We start from the raw sequence: 19,597 nt of genomic DNA on the forward strand, positions 1-19,597 counted from the left end.
CTCAGCTCTCCCAGGCCGGGCGCTGCGTCTTGAACTGGCTGAAGATCTTCTCGAAGACCTCGTCGCCCGCACCCTTCTGCTCGGCGTTCGCGCTGGCCGACATCATCTGCAGCAGCTCGCGGAACGGGAAGCCCTGGATGCGCGCGTTGAACTTCGGCGCGAAGGCCTGCAACACCTGCTCGCCGCGGTCCGTGATGCCGCCGACGCCGATCGCGTAGAGCCGGAAGCGGCGGGCCTGTTGCTCCTCGGCGAGGACGGGCAGCAACCGGTGCCACGAGTCGGTCATATGGCCGGTGGCGTCGGTGGGGAGGCCGTCGGTGACCAGGCAGATCTGCGGGCGGTAGTACTGGAGTCCGGAGGCGCGCAGCTCCGCCTTGCGGGCGGCGACGACATGCATGGCCAGCTCCAGCGCCTCCGTCATCAGGGTCACGCCGGACGCGGTGAACCGGGGTGCCTGGAAGGCGTGCGCGGGCACGAAGGGGCTCAACGGGGTGCGCGGGTCGAGGAGTTGGGGTCCGCGCCAGGCGCCGACGCCCCGGCCGCCGAAGGTGATCACGGCGACCTCGACGCTGTAGCTGAGGGAGACGTCGTCGTGGAGTTCCCGGGTCCACTCGGCGAGCGCGTCGTTGAGCGTCTGGATCGGCGTACCGGCCATGGAACTCGACGTATCCAGGCACAGCACGAGCGGCAGCCGTTGCGCGTTGTTCTCGAACTCGATGTCGGCGTACTCCGCCGGCAGCGTGGGCGGATATTCGCTGTGCATGGGCTTCTCCTGGTGGCACGGGCGGTACGGGGGTCACAGAGCCTGCCTGACAATTCCCGTCGTCGCCCGGAGGGCGGCCTCGCGGCGTCAGGTGCGTGCTCTCGGCGTGCCCGGCGCAGATCCTCGTACTGGACGTACTCGGGTCTGCGCCGGGTGCGGCGAGAGTGCGTGCATGGCGCCGCGAGGCAGACGGGAATTGTCAGGCAGGCCCTAGCTGCCGCGGGCGTGATGCCGGGCGGCGGGCGGGAAGGCGTAGAGGACGTCGGAGTCGGGTTCGTGGGCGTCGGTGACCTCGACGTACGCGCCGGGCACGGGCGGTGTGCGCTCCGGCTCGGCCCACACCGCGCGGTACAGGACGTGATCGAGTTCGACGTAGCCCTGCGGGTGAAGTGCCGTACGCACGATGCCTGTTCGGGACGGGCCGGTGCGGGGGCCGACCCGGCGGCCGGGGGACGGAGCGGGTGCGGGGGCGGGGCTGACGGGTCGGAGTCTGGTGGTGGTCTCCTCGGCCCGGACCCCGACGCTCGCCACGGCCTCGGCCGGGGCGCGGGAGCGGCGGACGGCGAGGAGGAGGCCGAGGAGCAGGAGGAGAAGTACGGCGGTCAGGGCGATGAGCAGGGGGTGCAGGTAGTCGGTGGACTCGCGTTCTCCGACGGTGAAGGTGTGTGTGCCGAGATCGGCGACGCCCGGCTGCTTGATCAGTTCGCTGCCCGCAAGTGAGGACGACTGGCCCTTCTTCGCGGGCGCGAGTGCCTGGCACACCTCGTTGCAGGCGTGGAGGTCGGTCAGGTCCTTCAGCGTCTGGTTGTCGAGCCGGTCGATCCTGGCGTCGGGATCGACGAGGCGGTCGCCGGCCAGGACGAGCAGCGCGGTGCCGCCCTGCCCGGTGGAGACGCCGGCCGGGACCCGCACCTGGAGGTTGCTGAAGTCCGGCACCCCGTCGACCGCGGCGCGCCGTCGCGCCTCACTGCCGTCGTAGGCGAGGGACTTGTTCAAGGTGACCGTGACGGACCCGTCCCCGAGCTCGGCCGTCCAGCAGTCCAGCCGCGCCGGAAAGTCCTTGTCGCAGGGGTCGCCGGAGGCAGCCGCCGGCCCGACCGGAATCACCGCGATCAACAGGCCGAACAGCAAGGCAGTGAAGAACAACGTACGTCTCATGACGACCCCCCGTTGGCGCCCATAGTGGAGCCAACAGGCCGGTGGCCGAAAGGGGTTGACTGAGAATGCTCAATTCACTTCTACAGCTGGAAAACCTGATGACAACGGGTGAACATCTGTCGCGCCCGTTCCACCCAATCACTGGCCAGAACATCGAAATCGGCCTGGGAGATCCGGCAGGTCAGCGGAAGGTCGCAGACCCCGGCAAGACACGGACTCGGTCCACGCACGTCCCACACCGACAGCATGGGATTCAGCTGTTCGGTGTTCCACGCGTTCGACGCGGCGGCGGCGATCGCCAATTGATCCTTGCGCAGAGAATGACCGTCGGTGACAAAGGCGACAAGGAGTCTTTTCGTGGTCATGAAACGCACGGTGAGCATGCGCCCGGACGCCTCTAGATCGAATTGCAGGGAGACGGAATCGATATCGCTCTCGACGTGGTAATTCCGGCGAGCGCCCCAATTGTGCACCAACTGCCGCCAGGACGAACCGATGTCGTGGTCCCGGCCGGGCGGGATCGAGGCCTCAGGCGTCGCCACGGACCACCGCCTGCGTGATCATGTCGTCGGTGAGGCCCGCGTCCAGCAGCGCCTGCGCGTGCAGCAGCAGACACGACGGCACGGGGAGGCTGGTACCGCCCCCGCGCCGGGCCGCCAACTCGCTGCGGCGGACCTCGATCGTGCGGGCCACGGCGGGCGGCGGCCAGGCGGCAGCGCGTGGCTGCGCCAGCAACTCGCCCAGCAGCACGGCCAGTTGAGGTCGGTCCTCGGGCCGCTTGGCCAGACACCGGGTGAGCAGCGGCCGTAGCCCCGCCGGTATGCCGTCCAGGTCGGGTTCGCGGTGCACGACCCGCAGGCTCACCGCCTCCCCCGTGCCGAACGGCGGGCGGCCGGTCAGCGCGTACACCAGGACGCCGCCTAGGGAGAACACGTCGCTGGGCGGGCCGATCGGCGCCGCCGTCATCTGTTCCGGCGACATGAAGGGCGGGGTGCCGACCACGATCCCGGCCTGGGTGAGGCTCGGGGCGCCCTCGACGCGGGAGATCCCGAAGTCGATGACGCGGGGGCCGTCGGAGGCGAGCAGCACGTTGGCCGGTTTGAGGTCGCGGTGGACCAGGTTGGCCGCGTGGATCGCCTGCAAGGCCTCGACGAGGAACGCGCCGAGCCTGCGGACCTGCGCCTCGGGCAGCGGACCGTCCGACCTGACGGCCTCGGCGAGGGACGGTCCGGGCACGTACATCGTTGCCAGCCAAGGGAGTTCGGCCTCGGTGTCCGCGTCGACGACGGCCGCGGTGTAGGCGCCGCTGACAAGCCGGGCGGCGGCGACCTCGCGGGCGAAGCGCTCGCGGAACTCGCCCTCCGCGGCCAGTTCGGGCCGTACGACCTTCACCGCCACCTCACGCCCGGCCGGCGAACGGCCGAGATACACCCATCCCATCCCGCCGGATCCGAGCCGCCCGGTGATCCGGTACGGCCCCACGCTCAGGGGATCGCTGACCGGTGTGCGCACCCCGCTCACCTCACTTCGGGGTTCGTTGCAGGTTGTCCCGAGTGTCCCCCGAAATCCCGTCTTGGGCAGGGGAGATGCGTGAAATGGAAGGCATGACTACGCGGTGGTGTCCCGGTGGTGTAGGGGCAACGGGCAGGGCCCCGCACGCCGTTGTGCGGGGCCCTGCCCGTTGTACTGCCACCGCGGCCGGCCTGTGACGACATTGCTGGTCAGGGCACAATCGGCGGCCGGCCGCGGAGTATTCGGCGGGTCCAGGGCCTCCCCGGCGGATCGTGCCGGGGTCGCGGGGTCTGGCACGCACTCCCCCACTGCCTTAAAGGCGTGGGGGGACCCCCAGCGGCGTTGTCGTCGGTTGCCAACTCCCCCACGCTCGAACAACCTCGCGCGGGGGGACCCCCATCGCGTTGACGCCCTCCTCCGCCTTGCAGCTGCACGCACCAGACCCCGCTCGGCCTAGCTGATCAGGTAACGCGTCTTGGAGCCGACCCGATCCGCCGGGCAGGCCCTAGCCGAGGCGCTCCACCAGCGCGCGGTACTCGTCCCACAGTTCCTTCGGCGTGTGGTCGCCGAAGGTGTTGAGGTGGTCGGGTACCAGGGCGGCCTCCTCGCGCCACACGTCCTTGTCGACGGTGAGCAGGAAGTCGAGGTCCGACTCGGACAGGTCGAGGCCCTTGGTGTCGAGGGCGCCCTTGGCCGGCAGCACGCCGATCGGGGTCTCGACGCCCTCGGCGCGGCCGTCGAGGCGGTCCACGATCCACTTCAGGACACGGCTGTTCTCGCCGAAGCCGGGCCACACGAACTTGCCCGCGTCGTTCTTGCGGAACCAGTTCACGTAGTAGATCTTCGGGAGCTTCGCCTGGTCGCGGCCCTTGGCGACATCGACCCAATGGCCCATGTAGTCGCCCATGTTGTAGCCGCAGAACGGCAGCATGGCGAAGGGGTCGCGGCGCAGTTCGCCGACCTTGCCCTCGGCGGCGGCGGTCTTCTCGGAGGCCACGTTGGCGCCGAGGAAGACACCGTGGTTCCAGTCGAAGGACTCCGTCACCAGCGGTACGGCGGAAGCGCGCCGGCCGCCGAACAGGATCGCCGAGATCGGCACGCCCTTGGGGTCCTCCCACTCGGGCGCGATGATCGGGCACTGCGAAGCGGGCACGGTGAAGCGGGCGTTGGGGTGGGCGGCGGGCGAACCGGACTCCGGCGTCCAGGAGTTGCCCTTCCAGTCCGTCAGGTGGGCCGGAGTCTCCTCCGTCATGCCCTCCCACCAGATGTCGTTGTCGTCGGTCAACGCCACGTTGGTGAAGACGGAGTTGCCCCACAGCGTCTTCATCGCGTTGGCGTTGGTGTGCTCGCCGGTGCCGGGCGCGACGCCGAAGAAACCGGCCTCGGGGTTGATCGCGTAGAGCCGGCCGTCCTCCCCGAACCGCATCCAGGCGATGTCGTCACCGATGGTCTCGACGGTCCAGCCGGAGACGGTGGGCTCCAGCATGGCGAGGTTGGTCTTGCCGCAGGCCGAAGGGAAGGCCGCCGCCACGTACTTGGACTCCCCCTGCGGCGGGGTCAGCTTCAGGATGAGCATGTGCTCGGCGAGCCAGCCCTCGTCCCGCGCCATCACGGAGGCGATACGCAGGGCGTAGCACTTCTTGCCCAGCAGCGCGTTGCCGCCGTAGCCGGAGCCGTAGGACCAGATCTCGCGGCTCTCGGGGAAGTGCGAGATGTACTTGGTGGAGTTGCACGGCCACGGCACGTCCGCCTCGCCCTCAGCCAGCGGCGCTCCGAGCGTGTGCACAGCACGCACGAAGAAGCCGTCGGTACCGAGTTCGTCGAGGACGGGCTGTCCCATGCGGGTCATGGTGCGCATGGAGACGGCGACGTAGGCGGAGTCGGTGATCTCGACGCCGATCGCGGAGAGGTCCGAACCGAGGGGGCCCATGCAGAACGGGACGACGTACATCGTCCGGCCCTTCATGGAGCCGCGGAAGATGCCCTTTTCTCCCGCGAAGATCTCCCGCATTTCAGCCGGAGCCTTCCAGTGGTTCGTCGGGCCCGCGTCCTGCTCCTGCTCGGAGCAGATGAACGTCCTGTCCTCGACCCGGGCGACATCGGTCGGGTCGGAGGCGGCGTAGTACGAGTTGGGGCGCTTGATCGGGTCGAGCTTCTTGAAGGTGCCCTTTTGGACGAGCTCCTCGCTCAGTCGCTCGTACTCCGCTTCGGATCCGTCACACCAGACCACGCTGTCCGGCTGGGTCAGTTCTGCGATCTCGTTCACCCACGAGACCAGTTCTTTGTGCTCGGTTGGGATGACGGGGGGAGCCGCGATGTCGCGCGCCACGATTGCTCCTATGGTGAGGGATTTTGTCCTGGTTGCCCCGTGGGGGCCGCGACCCGGATGCTTCACGATGGTCGATCTTGGCGCTCATCCGGTGCCGACCGCACTCATTTGATCATCCGACGCGTCCGCCCATATGTCCAGAGGGCCTCACAGACGAGCGACGTGAGGATCGCCACGTATCGAGATGTTTTCCGTGCGTCACCATGGCTTCACCCCAGGTATCCGAACGTCCGCTACGCATGAGAGAGTGGCCACTTCCGACCCCTCATCTCGCCGCACTGATACGTAACTTACGGTTCCGTAGGTACGATTGAGCGCATGACTGCGTCCGTCCCCGACGCGCCCACGGACACGCCGACAGACGGCCACGGTCCCTCCGCGCTCTCTCTCCCCGACCACGTCAAACCGAAGTTGCGCGGCTGGCTGCACCTAGGCATGTTCCCGGCCGTCCTCATCTCGGGCCTGGTGCTCACCGCCCTCGCCGACACCCCGCGGGCCCGTATCGCCTGCGGGATCTTCGCCCTGACGGCCTGCCTGCTCTTCGGGGTCAGCGCGCTGTACCACCGGGGCGACTGGAGCCCGCGCATGGACGGCGTCCTGCGCAGACTCGACCACGCCAACATCTTCCTGATCATCGCGGGCACCTACACACCCCTGACGATGCTGCTGCTGCCGGGCGCCAAGGGCCAATGGCTGCTGTGGAGCATCTGGGGCGCGGCGGCGGCCGGCATCGCCTTCCGGGTCTTCTGGGTCGGCGCCCCGCGCTGGCTCTACACCCCCTGCTACATCGCGATGGGCTGGGCCGCCGTCTTCTTCCTGCCCGACTTCATGCGCACGGGCGGCATCGCCGTCCTGGTCCTGGTGGTCGTCGGCGGACTGCTCTACAGCGCGGGCGGCGTGATCTACGGCATCAAGCGCCCGAACCCGTCACCGCGCTGGTTCGGTTTCCACGAGGTCTTCCACTCCCTCACGGTGGCGGCGTTCCTCGTGCACTACGTGGGGATCTCCCTGGTGGCGTACCAGCACGGGTAGCACCTGAGACACCTTCTCTTCATGGCCACGACTTTCGAGTCGTGGCCATTTTTCATGCCCGGTTCCAATACCTGACAGTCGATCCCTGTTGACATGAACCACCTTTTGAGAGCTACTCTCATTTCATGGCTACTGTCACTCAATCCAACGCCGTGCGACGCGACCCGCGCCGCTGGTGGGCCCTCGGGGCCCTGGTCGCGAGCATGCTCACGCTCGGCTTCGACACGACGATCCTGAATGTCGCCCTGCCCACGATGGCGGGCCAACTCGGCGCCACCACCGGCCAGCAGCAGTGGATGGCGGACGCGTACGTGATCGTCTTCGCCGCGCTGATGCTCCCGGCGGGACTGCTCGGCGACCGCTTCGGACGGCGCCGGATGCTGGTCGTGGGGCTCGGCATCTTCCTCGCCGGTTCCGTGGCCGGCTCCCTTGCGAGCGACGTGAACTGGGTCATCGCGGCCCGCACGGTGATGGGCGTCGGCGCGGCCCTGATCACCCCGCTCGCCCTGTCCGTGCTGCCCTCCCTCTTCGGCCCCGACGAGCGCACCAAGGCCGTCGGCATCATCTCCGCGGCCTCGTCGCTCGGGCTGCCGCTGGGCCCGATCATCGGCGGCTGGCTGCTCAACCACTTCTGGTGGGGCTCGGTCTTCCTGGTCAACATCCCGATGGCCGCCGTCGGCATCGCCGCCTGCGTCTTCCTGCTGCCCGAGACCCGCGACCCCGCCTCCCCCAAGGTCGACGTCCTGTCCACCGCGCTCACCGCGGCCGGCCTCGGCGCCCTCATCTACGCGATCATCGAGGCGCCCGGCCGCGGCTGGGGCGACCCGCTGATCGTGGGCATGATCGTCGGATCCGCGATCCTGATCGCCGCGCTCGTGCTGCGCGAGCGGCGCATGGAACGCCCCATGCTCGACATGACCCTGCTCGGCCACCGCGGCTTCCTCTTCAACACGCTCGCCGCGACCCTGGTGATGTTCGTCCTGTCCGGCCTGCTGTTCGTGCTGCCGCAGTACCTCCAGGAGGTCCTCGGCAACGACGCGCTCGGCACCGGCGTCCGGCTGCTGCCCATGATGGGCGGCCTGATCGTCGCGGCCCGGGCCGCGCAACCCCTCGTCGCCAAGTTCGGCTCCCGTGCCGTGGTCTGCGCGGGCCTGGTGGTGCTGGCCTTCGCCGCACTGCTCGGCAGCCGTACGACGGTCGACTCCGGCTACGGCTTCACCGCGCTGTGGCTGTCCATCACCGGCTTCGGCTTCGGGTTCTCGATCGTCCCGGCGATGGACGGCGCCCTCGGCGCGCTGCCCCGCGACCGGGCCGGCAGCGGCTCCGGGCTCCTCATGACCATGCGCCAGGTCGGCGCCGCGATCGGCATCGCCCTGCTCGGCAGCCTGCTCGCGAGCACCTTCCGCGACCGCCTCGACGTCACCGGCCTGCCCGCGAAGGCGGCGGACACCGCCGGGGAGTCGGTCGTAGCGGCGCACATGGTCGCGCAGAAGACGGGCTCGGCAGACCTCATCGCCTCCGCGAACAGCGCGTACGTCCACGGCATGGGCCTGGTCCTGCTGGTGTGCGGCGCCGCGGCGCTCGTCACCGCCCTGCTGTCCGCGGCGTTCCTGCCGAACACGCCGACCGCGCCCACGGCGGAGAAGGAGGACGAAGACGCGGCCACGGCCGGGGCCATCGCCCTGGCGGATGCCGGACAATGAACAGCATGACGGCCGCACCCTCCCCCTTCAGCCCCGCCGACCGCCCCCAGCTGGGCCTCCGCGAGCGCAAGAAGATCAAGACCCGCGAGGCGATCCGTACCGCCACGTACGCACTGGTGAAGGAGCAGGGGTACGACGCGACGACGATCGAGCAGATCGCCGAGCGCGCCGAGGTGTCGCCGTCGACCGTCTTCCGCTACTTCCCCACCAAGGAAGACATCGTCATCACGGACGAGTTCGACCCGATCATCATGGAGGAACTCCGGGCCCGCCCCGCCGACGAACCATGGATGGTCACCCTGCGGTACGTGATGCAGAAGGCCATCAAGTACGGCATGAAAGAGGACGAGGAGACCTCCCGGCTCCGGACCCATCTGATGGTCCAGGTCCCCGCGGTGCGCTCACGCATGATGGAGAGCATGTCGGTCACCGGCAACATGCTCTGCGAGTCCATCGCCGAGCGCACCGGCCTGGACCCGGCAAGCCTGGAGGTCCGCGTCTACGCCATGTCCCTCGTCGGCGGCCTGATGGAGACGTCCCTGTACTGGGCGGAGAACGGCCACCGGGACGATTTCAAGGACCTCGTGGACCGCACGCTGAATGTGTTGGAGCACGGGCTTTCCGAATGAGCCGAGATGTACATCTGATACATTCGTGACATGAGCGAGCCGGTGATTGAGCCCATGGCCGACGTCCGCAAGCACCTGGCGGACGTCATCGACCGCGCCCACCGTGACGAGACCCCGACGATCATCACCCGGCGAGGCAAGCAGGAGGCGGTGGTCATCGACATCGACGAGTACCGGCGGCTGCGCGAACTCGAAGAGCAGGCCGAGGATTCCTGGCTGAACGGCTTGGCGGACGAGGCCGAGGCCGAGGGGCTGGAAGGCTCCGTCTCCGTTGAGGAGATGGCCGCCCTCCTCCGCTCCCACCACGCCTGATTCCGATGGGGTACGTCACGCGGTTCACGTCGCACGCCCAGCGGGACCTGCTCAAGATCTCCCGCCCCGACGCCCTGCGCATCCTCCACCGGCTCACGGAGTTGCAGAAGGCCCTCGACGCGAACGACACCTCGTCCCTCGACATCAAGGCCCTCCAAGGGCACAACGCCCGCTGGCGCCTGCGCGTCGGAGACTCCCGCGTCGTGTATACGATCGAAGACGGCCAACTGATCGTGTGGGTACTGTCCGCCGGTAATCGCCGCGACGTCTATCGAAACCTGTGAGCCCGGCGAGGGCGCACCCCAACAGGCGAGCGCCCTCGCCGAGTTCGCGGGTGACCGCTAGCTCTTCTTCACGTCACCCTTCCCGCAAGCCACCCCGTCCCTGTTCGGGTCGAGCCGCAGCGGGTCGTCCTTGCCGTTGACCTTCAGGCGGCCGTAGTCGTTCTGCTGGAGCCATGAACAGCGGGCCGCAGTCGTCGACTTGACCTCGGACGGGAAGACCGTCGGGACGCAGACGTTGATCGTGCCGTAGTGGCGGTCGCAGCCGGAGATGGTCGTGCTGACCTTCTGCGAGGTGCGCTTCTTGCCGGGCTCGGTGACGTTGCCCTTCAGGGAGTCCGCGAAGGAGTGGACGTGGGCGGAGGCGGTGTCTGCGGTGAGCGCCGAAGGGCCTTGCAGGTGGACCCACTTGGCCACCGACGGGACCCCGTTGGCGTCGACCGCGAAGAGCATGTACCAGCCGGGCGGGGCCAGGTCGGGGTTGCTCGTCACGTTCAGGTCGACCGTGTTGCCGTCCACCGAGAGCGGTAGATCGACGAAACGCTGGTTCGGGTCCGAGGAGTGCGTGACCGCCGCCGGGCGGATCAACTCGGCCTTGGCGATGGGCCGGTCGACGGTGATCGTCTGGGTGTCGCCGTACTCCCACTCGTTGTCGATGACCGAAGTGATCGTCGGACGCGTGCCCTTGAGGAGATACGGCGGGGTGTAGATCGACACGTTGTGGTTCCAGGTGCCGTTGCCCGGGTTGTCACCGGTCGACATCACCCGGCCGTCCGGCAGCAGGAACGAGGAGGAGTGGTATCCGCGGGCCTCGGGATCGGCGGCCACCGGATCGAACGTCGTGGTCGTCGGGTCGAAGATCGACGCCTCGTAGACCGGGTTCGCGCGGTTGTGCAGCCCGCCGCCCGTCTCCAGCACCGTGCCGTCGGGCAGGATTACGGCGGAGACGTACATCTTGCCCTGCGCGCCGGTCTCGGCCACCGGACCGTTCCCCAAGTCGACGGTCCCCTGCGGGATTTGGGGACCGACCGTGTACGTCGGGTTGGCGGCCTTGAGGTCGATGATGTCGGTCAGCCGGTTGGCGTCCGGGTTGGAGTCGATGTTGCCGCCGCCGATGGTGAGGACCTTCTGGTCCTGCGCCGGGGGCAGCAACACGCTTGCGGACTGGTCGCGTTGGTCCTTGTTCTGGAGCCCCGAGACCGAAGTGATCGTGTTCGCGTTGTAGTCGTAGATCGCGCTGCCCGTCCCCGGGATGTTGTTGCCGAAGACATGGCTGCCCGTGTAGAAGAGCCGGCCGTCCTGCATCAGGACCATCGACGGGTACAGCCCCCAGTACGACCACGTCTGGTTGACCTGCGACAACGGCAGCCACTTCTGCTGGGCGTCCGACCAGTACTCGGCCGTCACCGAACCCGTCGAGTCCTCGCGCAGCCCGCCGAAGGAGACGACGTCACCGTTGCCGAGTTCGGTCGCCGACGGGTACCAGTGGCCGTCGTTGAGGTCGTTCGTCCTGCTGTACGTCTCGGTCACCGGGTCGAAGATGTACGAGTCCTTGTACCCCTCGTAGCCGTGCCCGCCCGCGACCGGGAACGCCTTGTTGCCGCTCAGCACCAGCACCCGGCCGTCCTGCAACTGGATGTGCCCCGAGCAGAACATGTCCTTCGGCGTCGGGATCACCTTGTACGTCCCCGCGACCGGGTCGTACACCGCGCTCGTGAACGTCCCCGCGTCGAACTGCTCCTCGCTGTTCCCGGACCCCGCGATCAGCAGCACCTTGCCGTTGTTGAGGACGACGGAGTGCATGGAGCGCACCGGGTTCTGCGTCGGGAGCACGTCCCAACGCCCGTTCGCGCACTCCTCGGTGGTGGCCGTGCAGGTCGCGGGCGGGAGCGTGTCCGGAACCTGGTCCATCGTGTAGTCGTCGGTGGTCGCGGACCCGGTGCCGTAGACCGAGACACCCCAGGTGATGCGGTCGGTACCGGCCGGGACCTCGGGTGTGCGGACCGAGGCCTGGGTCCAACTGCCCTGCATCTCCAGGGTCTTGAGGTCGGTCCAGTACTGCCACCCGGCCGTCGCGTCGTGCCGGAACAGCGTGATGTTCGCGTCCGGCGTGGTCGTCTTGTACCAGAGCCCGAGGTCGTACTGCTTGCCCACCGTGACCACCGGCGCGCAGGCCGTCGACTCGGTGATCAGCGCCTTGCGGTCGCCGTCGACGCGCCGCGTGACGGTGACCTTCATGGCCTTCGAACCCGAGTGGGCATCCGAAGTCGTGGCGAAATCAAAGTCGTTGTCGCCCCAGCCGGACTTCTCCCAGCAGTACGGCATCCCGTCACTGCCCGCCGTCTCGAAGCCCGGGTTGAGGACGAGGTTCGCGGCCTCGGCGGACTGCGGCACGGCGAGCAGCAGTCCGGCGGTCAGCGTTCCCACCCCGAGGAACGCGGTTCTTCTGCGGTACTTGTTCACGCGGCTCTCCTAGGTGGTGCCGTACGACTCCCTTTGCGGCGCGGGAGGTAGACCAGTGCCTCGGTGCCGACGAAACGCAGGACGAAGGTCATGACCAGCGCCAGCGCGGTCGCCGACACGGCGCCCATGCCGAACTTGTGGATGAACAGGGCGATCAGCGGGATCCGCAGCACCAGGTCGGCGTTGGCGAGCAGCGCGAACCGGCCTGCCCGGTCCCACCAGTTGCGGTGCCGGCGCCGGTCGCGGAACAGCAGGTGCTCGATGAGATAGAAGTTCCAGGCCACGCCGAGCTGGTTGGCGAGGATCTCGGCGGGGACGTAGTGCATGCCGGATTTCGTCAGCGCCCACAGGCCGACCAGGTTCGGCAGGAAGCCGGTGGCGCCGATCAGGCCGAACACCACCATGCGCGCGACCGGCGAGGCGGTGCGCAGCCCGAGGAGGTGGCGGAGGAAGCGAAAGCCTTCCTGCGCCGTGGACTTGGACTCGCCGGCGAACCGGTCCTGGAAGACGAACGGCACTTCCGTGACCGTGCGCGGGCGGCTGCGTACGGCGAGTTCGAGCAGGATCTTGTAGCCGAGGGGCTTGAGCGCCTCCGCCGTCACCGCGCTGCGCCGGATCGCGAAGAAGCCGCTCATCGGGTCGCTGATACCGCGGAGTCTGCGCGGGAAGAGCGTCTTGGTCAGCCAAGTCGCCCCGCGCGAGACGGCGATGCGGTATCCGCCCGCCAGGCCCTCGCGGCTGCCGCCCTTGATGTACCGGGAGGCGACGACGAGCCCGGCGTTCGCCCGCTCACCCGTGCCCACCAACTCCGGTACCAGGGACGGCGGATGCTGCAGGTCGCCGTCCATGACGACGACCCAGTCGGACGTCGCCACCTTGATCCCCTCGACGACCGCGCCGCCGAGCCCGCCGACCGGCTGCTCCCGGTGCAGCACGGTCACCGGGAACGGGCAGTCCTGCGCCGCCTCGGAGATCACCTCGGGGGTGTCGTCGGTGGAGTCGTCCACGAAGACGACCTCGCAGGGCAGGCGGGTGGGCACCGATTCGGTGATCCGGTGCAGCAACTCCCGTACGTTCGCCGACTCGTTGAAGGTCGGTACGACGATGGTGACGGCGCCCGGCTCGGCGAGCTCCGCGCCGCGTACGGCCGGATCGCCCAACTCCCCGGGGACTGTGGACTCTTGGCTCATCGCTGGGCTCCCACGGTCTCGGACTGGATCTGCCGGATCTCGATGCGGTCGGCGCCGGTGCCGAAGGTGGCGACCGGGGTGGAGTGCTCGATCGCCGCCTTGACGTTGGGCAGGTCGACCGCGTCGCGCCGTACCGTCGGGGAGGCCACCACGTAGTCGATGTCCTTCCAGCCGTGCGGCATCGTCTTGGTGACGGCGGGGTCGAGGTCGGCCTTGTAGAACCAGATGACGCCGAGCCCGGGCCGGTACCCGGCGTGCACCAGGTCCAGCCAGAGCGCGTCGTCGACGAGGACGCGGGTGTCCTTCGGGTCGGCGACCTCGGTGGACAGCCACTGGGAGGCGGCCCGGTAGGGGGCGTTGGCGTCAGTGGTCATGGCGGTGCGGTCGCCGTCGTACCACTTCGGTACGACATAGGCACCGGCGGCGAGAGCCAGCACGGCGGCAAGGGCGTACCGGCCGCCGCTGACGTAGCGTCCCTCCCCCTCGCGCCGCCATCTGCGCAGTACCGCGTGGGCGACGGAGGCGGTGCCTCCGGCGAGGACGAGCGCGAGGAAGGGCAGCGCGCCGATGACGTACATCGCGGGCAGGTAGCCGTTGGGGCGCATGGCCACGGCGGCGAGGATCGCCACGGTCAGGGCCGGTCCGGCGAGCGAGCGGGCGGTGACCGACCAGCGCCAGGTGACCAGCAGGAGCAGCGCCCCGGCGAGGCCTCCGAGGGGCAGGACGCGGTCGTAGTACAGCCAGGAGTGGAGGACGCCGTACGACCCGGAGGCCTTGTCGAGGACGAAGCCCGAACCCGGCCTGGTCATCTGGTACTTGAGGCCGTCCCACAGGGAGACGTGGCCGCTGCCCGGCAGCAACTCGCCCTTGAGCAGGGCGAAGAGGGGGTACGAGGCGCCGATCAGGACGCAGGCGGTGATGGCGCCGGTGAGCGCGAACTTCCTGGTGTCCCGGTGTCCGTGGCGCCACATGGTCACTAGCAGCGCGGGCAGGATGACGAGCATCGTCTCCTTGGTGAGGACCGAGGCCGCGGCGGCCAGACCTGCCCCGAAGTGGTGCCAGAGGTGGCGACTTGGGGACGCGGCCAGGCAGAACGCGAGCAGCATCCACATCACGGCGATGTTGTCGAGGAAGATCTCCCGCTGGAGGATCACGGACAGCGGGGAGAGACCGAAGAGCAGCATGCCGAGCCCGGCCGCCCAGCGCGGCAGCGAGAGCCGACGGGCGAGGACGTAGACGAGGACCGCGCTGATCGCGCTGATCACCAGCATCGCGAGACGCATGGTGCCGACGGTCATCGAGTCGGGGCTGAAGTGCGCGGGGATCCAGGTGAGCAGGGCGATCTGGATCCAGCCGAGGGGCGGATGGTCGTACCAGTAGGTGTAGTGGGCCAGCCCGGTGCCCTGTTGGACGGCCCAAGCCTGGGCGAGGTAGGTGCCCTCGTCGTCGCTGAGTGTCGGGTAGTCGGCGATGTTCCAGCCCTGCACGACGAGGATCACCGTGAGGAGGAGGCCGCAGAGGAGGAGGTCGGGGCGGGAGGAACGGAGTTTGCTCGGCGGTGTTGTTCGACCCGCCGAACCGGTTTCAGGCGCAGGCTGCCGCTGCGCGGGGACCTTGGTGGTCACCGCGGGGAGTGTGGAAGTCACGCAGGAACGTCCTCTCGGATCACTGCGGTTTCGGTGAGGTGCGCGCCGACATGGGACGTCAACTCCCAGTCGTTCCGGCCGCGTTGCTCACGCCACACTGCGCGAATAGCGGCTCCGGCGAGGAGGACCTGGTAGAAGGGTCCGCCCACGACGAGCTTCAGATAGTGGACGGCGCGGACGCGCAGTCCGTACTGCTTGCCGAAGTCGTGCAGTCCGACGACCTCGAAGACGAAGGTCACCGCTGCGGTGACCAGCGGCAGGAAGGTGAGGAAGGCGATGCCGACCGGCACGTCCAGGAAGAGCGCGACCGCCGCGTTCAGCGGGATGACGACACCGGAGAAGGCCTGCAGGAACGGCGTCATCAGCGTGTAGCGGGCGAGCAACCGCTGCCCGAATCCCGGGAGTTGCTTCCAGTCCTTCTTCCGGTAGACCTGAAGGAAGCCCTGGTTCCAGCGAGTTCGCTGCTTCAGCAACGACATCAGCGAGCCCGGAGTCTCCTCCCGGGTCACCATGTCGGAGTCGTAGGCGACGACGACCTTCTTGCCGACGCTGGACAGCCGGACGCCCAGATCGCAGTCCTCGGCAAGGCAGTTGGGGTCCCAGCCGTCGGCCTCGCGCAGGACGTCGGTCCGCACGAAGACGGTGTTGCCGCCCAGCGGGATGAACCCCTTCTGCGCGTGCAGATGCAGCCGGGACCGGAACCAGAAGAAGTACTCCAGGCAGTTGCGCAGGCTGTACCAGCTGGAGTGGAAGTTGATGAGCTGCACCCCGCCCTGCACGACGTCCGCGCCGGTGGTCGTGAACGCGTGGTCGACGTGGGCGAGCAGCTCCGGATGGACCTGGTCCTCGGCGTCGAAGACCCCGACGACATCGCCGCGGCAGTGCGGCAGCGCCGTGTTCATGGCCTTCGGTTTGTTCTTCTTCTCGTGCGTGTCGACGACGACCCGGACGCGCGGGTCGCGTTCGGCGGCGCTGTCGGCCACCGCCGCGGTCTCGGGGTCGTCGTGCCCCACGATCACGATGATCTCGAAGTCGGTGTGCGTGGACTCCAGCAGCCGCTGGATGGTGTGGTCGAGCACGGCCTGTTCGTGCCGGGCCGGCAGCAGCAACGAGAACGAGACGTGCTCGTCCCCGTCCGGGCTGCTGAATCGGGTGGAGGCGAGCACTTCGGGCGTACGCCACGCGTGCATCTGCCACCACAGGGTGAAGGCGGCCATCCAGAACAGAGCAAGCGAAACAGCAGCGATGAAGACGGACGTCAACACAGATCCCCCCAGGATCCCCAATACCCCCTGGCGCGACGGTGAGTTACATCCGTCGCGTCACGGGGCCGAGACTATGGGCGACCTGTGAAGTGGGCGGGCGATTTCAGTGAAGACCGTGTTTCATCACAATGAGACCCGCACGTGCGCATTTCTCGCACTGGTCGCGTTTGGGATGGTTACGACTCCGGCGTTTCACCTGCTCAACGCGGTGCGCAGCCGCTCCGGGTCGGTCGTCGGCGCGTCACAGGTGAAGTTACGGCAGACATACGCCGCCGGTCCGCCATCGACCAACGGCCGGTCGGCGAGCAACGGGAGTTCGTCACTCCCCGCTACCCCGAAGGCGACCACCGCACCGGGCGCGGTCCCCAGAAGTGCCGTACGGTGCAAGGCTTTTGCACCTTCGTCACCGAGCGAGGGCCCTACGACGGCGACCTCACGCGGTCCGTCCAGATACGCCTCGGCGACGGCCAGCCCCCACCCGATGAACCGCGGAACGCGCGGCCCGAGCGCCTTCACGACCCCCAACGCCCGCTCGGCGGCGGTGCGATGGGGTTCGGCGCCGGTCTGAGCGGCATAGCTCAACAACGCACCCGCGGCAGCGGTCCACCCGGACGGGGTGGCGTTGTCGGTCGGGTCCTGCGGCCTGCGGATCAGCTGCTCGGCGTCGGCGGCGGTGTCGTAGAGGGCCCCCGACTCGTCGACGAACCCGGCGAGGACGTGGTCGAGCAGGAACCCGGCGAACTCCAGCCAGACCCCCTCCCCCGTGACGGAGGCCAGCGCCAGGAAGCCCTCCGCCACATCGGCGTAGTCCTCCAACACCCCGGCGTTCGCCCCGACTTGGCCGTCCTTGCTGGTGCGGGCCAGCTTGGCGTGCTGGTCCAGATGCAGCCGTACGAGGAGATCGGCGGCGGAGACGGCGGCCTCGACCAGGTCGGGGCGGTCGAAGTAGGCGCCGGTCTCGGCGAGCGCGGCGATGGCGAGGCCGTTCCAGGCGGCGACCACCTTGTCGTCACGGCCGGGGGCGGCGCGCTGCGAACGGGCGGCGAGGAGACGGCTCTTGACCGACTCGATCTTCTCGGCGTCGAAAACACCTTCGCTCTGCGGGAGTTGGAGGACGGACTGCCCTTCCTCGAAGGTGCCCTCATCGGTCACGCCGAAGTGGTGGGCGGCGAGTGCGGCATCCTCCTCGCCGAGGACCTCGGTGAGCTGCTCGGGCGTCCAGACGTAGTAGGCGCCCTCGACGTGCCGGCCGGTCCCGTCGTCGCTGTCCGCGTCGAGGGCGGAGGCGAACCCGCCCTCGTTCGTGCGGAGTTCACGCACCATGAAGTCGGCGGTCTCGACGGCGACGCGCCGGGCCAGCTCGGAGCCGGTACTGCGCCACAGGTGCGCGTACACACGACACAGCAGGGCGTTGTCGTACAGCATCTTCTCGAAGTGCGGGACGACCCACTCGCGGTCGACCGAGTAGCGTGCGAAACCGCCCGCGAGCTGGTCGTAGATACCGCCGCGCGCCATCCGCTCACAGGTGTCCTGAGCCATCTCCAGGGCACCCTCGGAGCCGGTGCGGGCGTGGTGGCGCAGCAGGAACTCGATCGCCATGGACGGCGGGAACTTGGGCGCGCCGCCGAATCCGCCGCGCTGCGGGTCGTACTCACGCGTGAGCCCGAGGAGCGCCTGGGCCAGCTCCTCCTTGCCGGGCGCCTCGGTGCCGCCGTAGTCGATCTCCCGCTGGGAGAGGTCCCGCACGATGTTCCCCGCGACCTCGGCGACCTCGTCCCGCCGGTCGGTCCAGGCGCTGCGCACCCCTTCGAGGACCTGCGGGAAGGAGGGCATGCCGTGGCGGGGCTCCGGCGGGAAGTAGGTGCCGAAGTAGAAGGGTTCGGCGTCCGGGGTGAGGAACACCGTCATGGGCCAGCCGCCCTGACCGGTGGCCGCCTGCACGGCCTCCATGTAGACGGCGTCGACGTCGGGGCGTTCTTCGCGGTCGACCTTGATGCTGACGAAGTGTTCGTTCAGATAGTCGGCGGTCGCCCGGTCCTCGAAGGACTCGTGAGCCATGACATGGCACCAGTGGCAGCTCGCATACCCGACGCTCAACAGGACGGGTCTGTTCGACTTACGGGCCTCGTCGAAGGCCTCGGTCGACCAGGGCCACCAGTCGACGGGGTTGTCGGCGTGCTGAAGCAGATACGGAGACGTCTCATGGGCCAGTCGGTTCACCGGTCCACTCTCCCACGGGCTCCGGCGCCGCGTAGAAGCGCAGGCTCATGTGGCGCGCCCCGTCGGGGGCGTCCTCACGGGTGCGGCCGTGACGGTCGAGCAGTTCCTGATACTCCCGCACGAAGGCGTGGAGGTCGTCCTTGGTCATCCAGGTGCCGGCGCGCTGCACTTGGGCCCAGCCGTCCGGTCCCCGGTACTCCTCGTGGGCGCGGCGGAAGAGTGTGGTGTCCACGTCGATCTTCAGCAGAGCCAGCCGCTCGGCCGCCGCGTACTCGTCCGGGGCCATCGTCGCCGGGTCCGGTGCGGTGTGACTGAAGGGCAGCGCCCGCCACCAGCGCTCGCGCCCGCCCGACTTCTCCGGGATCTCCTCAATGAGCCGCTGCTCGGCGAGTTTGCGCAGGTGATAGCTGGTCGTGCCGGAACTCTCGCCGAGTTCCCTGGCCAGCACTGTCGAGTTGGCCTCGGTGTGCTTGCCGAGGTAGTCGAGGATCCGGCGGCGCAGGGGGTTGCCGAGGGACTTGTAGAGGGCTGTGCGTTCGAGGCTCGTCAGCTCGGAGTGCGTCAGCTCCGAGCCCGTCGGCTCCGATTCGGGCGTGGGACCAGGCATGGGACCAACGGTAGCGGCCGCCGAGGCTCTTTGCCGAATAAGTTCTGCAGAATTTTATTTGCAGAATTTCCTCTGCGGTCCTACGGTGGAGGCATGCGAAGGAAATGGACCCTGATCCTGCTCGGCTCGGCAGCCCTGCTGCTGGTGCCGTGGATGGTGGTGCTGGCCCTGACCCTCCCCACCAGCACAGAGGTGCGGAACTGGTCGCTGGCCTGGATCGGCCTCGACGTCCTGATGGCGCTCGGCTGCGCCACAACCGCCCTGCTGGGCCTGCGAAGTGACCCCCGAGCACGGCTCACGGCATCGGCGACAGCGGCCGTGGCGATACTCGACGCCTGGTTCGACATAACGACGGCGCAAGCGGGCGGCGACTTCGTCCAGGCGTTGGCCTGCGCGGTGGGAGAGGCTGCGTTGGCGTGCGCCTGCGGGGTGGTGGCGTTGTCGAAGGGGCGTGTGGGGGTGCGTTGAGGTGGTGGAGGTGGGGGTG

Annotated in this window: 17 protein-coding genes; 6 read left to right on the plus strand and 11 right to left on the minus strand. The window is 68.6% G+C overall.

The annotated features are described in order from the left end of the window. Window position 1: 1 nt before the first annotated feature. The 5 genes from AB0I69_RS37285 to AB0I69_RS37305 form a co-directional block, all read right to left on the minus strand. Window positions 2-763 (minus strand): VWA domain-containing protein, encoded by a 762-nt coding sequence (locus AB0I69_RS37285; RefSeq protein WP_363100181.1) that lies wholly within the window; start codon window positions 761-763, stop codon window positions 2-4. 210 nt (window positions 764-973) lie between these two features. Continuing rightward, window positions 974-1,921, minus strand: coding sequence for a hypothetical protein (locus tag AB0I69_RS37290; RefSeq protein WP_363100182.1), 948 nt, complete (start codon window positions 1,919-1,921; stop codon window positions 974-976). An 80-nt stretch (window positions 1,922-2,001) separates the two neighbouring features. Beyond that, window positions 2,002-2,463, minus strand: a complete 462-nt coding sequence (locus AB0I69_RS37295; protein WP_363100183.1) for a hypothetical protein — start codon at window positions 2,461-2,463, stop codon at window positions 2,002-2,004. After that, window positions 2,450-3,433 carry a serine/threonine-protein kinase gene (locus tag AB0I69_RS37300; RefSeq protein WP_363100184.1) on the minus strand — a complete coding sequence of 328 codons (984 nt, stop codon included), beginning with the start codon at window positions 3,431-3,433 and terminating at the stop codon, window positions 2,450-2,452. Before AB0I69_RS37300 ends, AB0I69_RS37295 begins: the two co-directional genes overlap by 14 nt. Window positions 3,434-3,938: 505 nt before the next feature. After that, complete coding sequence (locus tag AB0I69_RS37305; RefSeq protein WP_363100185.1) at window positions 3,939-5,762, minus strand: phosphoenolpyruvate carboxykinase (GTP); 1,824 nt, start codon at window positions 5,760-5,762, stop codon at window positions 3,939-3,941. A 318-nt stretch (window positions 5,763-6,080) separates the two neighbouring features. Here AB0I69_RS37305 and AB0I69_RS37310 point away from each other — a divergent pair, with 318 nt between their 5' ends. From AB0I69_RS37310 to AB0I69_RS37330, 5 genes are all read left to right on the plus strand, one after another. Continuing rightward, window positions 6,081-6,794: a hemolysin III family protein gene (locus tag AB0I69_RS37310; protein WP_363100186.1), complete on the plus strand. Its 714-nt coding sequence runs from the start codon at window positions 6,081-6,083 to the stop codon at window positions 6,792-6,794. 125 nt (window positions 6,795-6,919) lie between these two features. Then, complete coding sequence (locus tag AB0I69_RS37315; protein ID WP_363100187.1) at window positions 6,920-8,497, plus strand: DHA2 family efflux MFS transporter permease subunit; 1,578 nt, start codon at window positions 6,920-6,922, stop codon at window positions 8,495-8,497. Then, window positions 8,494-9,126 carry a TetR/AcrR family transcriptional regulator gene (locus AB0I69_RS37320; protein WP_363100188.1) on the plus strand — a complete coding sequence of 211 codons (633 nt, stop codon included), beginning with the start codon at window positions 8,494-8,496 and terminating at the stop codon, window positions 9,124-9,126. Before AB0I69_RS37315 ends, AB0I69_RS37320 begins: the two co-directional genes overlap by 4 nt. 30 nt (window positions 9,127-9,156) lie before the next feature. Beyond that, a complete protein-coding gene (locus AB0I69_RS37325; protein WP_363100189.1) occupies window positions 9,157-9,438 on the plus strand; it encodes a type II toxin-antitoxin system Phd/YefM family antitoxin in 282 nt (93 codons plus the stop codon). A 5-nt stretch (window positions 9,439-9,443) separates the two neighbouring features. Further along, a complete protein-coding gene (locus AB0I69_RS37330) occupies window positions 9,444-9,722 on the plus strand; it encodes a type II toxin-antitoxin system RelE/ParE family toxin (RefSeq protein ID WP_363100190.1) in 279 nt (92 codons plus the stop codon). 57 nt (window positions 9,723-9,779) lie between these two features. Here the strand turns inward: AB0I69_RS37330 and AB0I69_RS37335 are convergent, their stop codons facing one another. The 6 genes from AB0I69_RS37335 to AB0I69_RS37360 all read right to left on the minus strand — a co-directional run bounded on the left by AB0I69_RS37335 (window position 9,780) and on the right by AB0I69_RS37360 (window position 19,110). Continuing rightward, complete coding sequence (locus AB0I69_RS37335; protein ID WP_363100191.1) at window positions 9,780-12,182, minus strand: galactose oxidase early set domain-containing protein; 2,403 nt, start codon at window positions 12,180-12,182, stop codon at window positions 9,780-9,782. After that, window positions 12,179-13,372, minus strand: coding sequence for a glycosyltransferase family 2 protein (locus AB0I69_RS37340; protein ID WP_363100192.1), 1,194 nt, complete (start codon window positions 13,370-13,372; stop codon window positions 12,179-12,181). The genes AB0I69_RS37335 and AB0I69_RS37340 overlap by 4 nt, the downstream gene beginning before the upstream one ends. Continuing rightward, window positions 13,369-15,018: a phospholipid carrier-dependent glycosyltransferase gene (locus AB0I69_RS37345; RefSeq protein ID WP_363100193.1), complete on the minus strand. Its 1,650-nt coding sequence runs from the start codon at window positions 15,016-15,018 to the stop codon at window positions 13,369-13,371. Before AB0I69_RS37345 ends, AB0I69_RS37340 begins: the two co-directional genes overlap by 4 nt. Further along, complete coding sequence (locus AB0I69_RS37350; protein ID WP_363100194.1) at window positions 15,015-16,283, minus strand: glycosyltransferase; 1,269 nt, start codon at window positions 16,281-16,283, stop codon at window positions 15,015-15,017. Before AB0I69_RS37350 ends, AB0I69_RS37345 begins: the two co-directional genes overlap by 4 nt. Window positions 16,284-16,475: 192 nt before the next feature. Next, window positions 16,476-18,503 (minus strand): thioredoxin domain-containing protein, encoded by a 2,028-nt coding sequence (locus tag AB0I69_RS37355; protein WP_363100195.1) that lies wholly within the window; start codon window positions 18,501-18,503, stop codon window positions 16,476-16,478. Continuing rightward, window positions 18,484-19,110 carry a helix-turn-helix domain-containing protein gene (locus AB0I69_RS37360; RefSeq protein ID WP_363100196.1) on the minus strand — a complete coding sequence of 209 codons (627 nt, stop codon included), beginning with the start codon at window positions 19,108-19,110 and terminating at the stop codon, window positions 18,484-18,486. The genes AB0I69_RS37355 and AB0I69_RS37360 overlap by 20 nt, the downstream gene beginning before the upstream one ends. Before the next feature lie 93 nt (window positions 19,111-19,203). Between AB0I69_RS37360 and AB0I69_RS37365 the strand changes: the two genes are divergently transcribed. Beyond that, window positions 19,204-19,578 carry a hypothetical protein gene (locus tag AB0I69_RS37365; RefSeq protein WP_363100197.1) on the plus strand — a complete coding sequence of 125 codons (375 nt, stop codon included), beginning with the start codon at window positions 19,204-19,206 and terminating at the stop codon, window positions 19,576-19,578. The last annotated feature ends 19 nt before the right edge of the window (window positions 19,579-19,597 follow it).

This window comes from Streptomyces sp. NPDC050508 (genome assembly GCF_040655155.1).
In the GTDB taxonomy this organism is placed as follows: domain Bacteria; phylum Actinomycetota; class Actinomycetes; order Streptomycetales; family Streptomycetaceae; genus Streptomyces.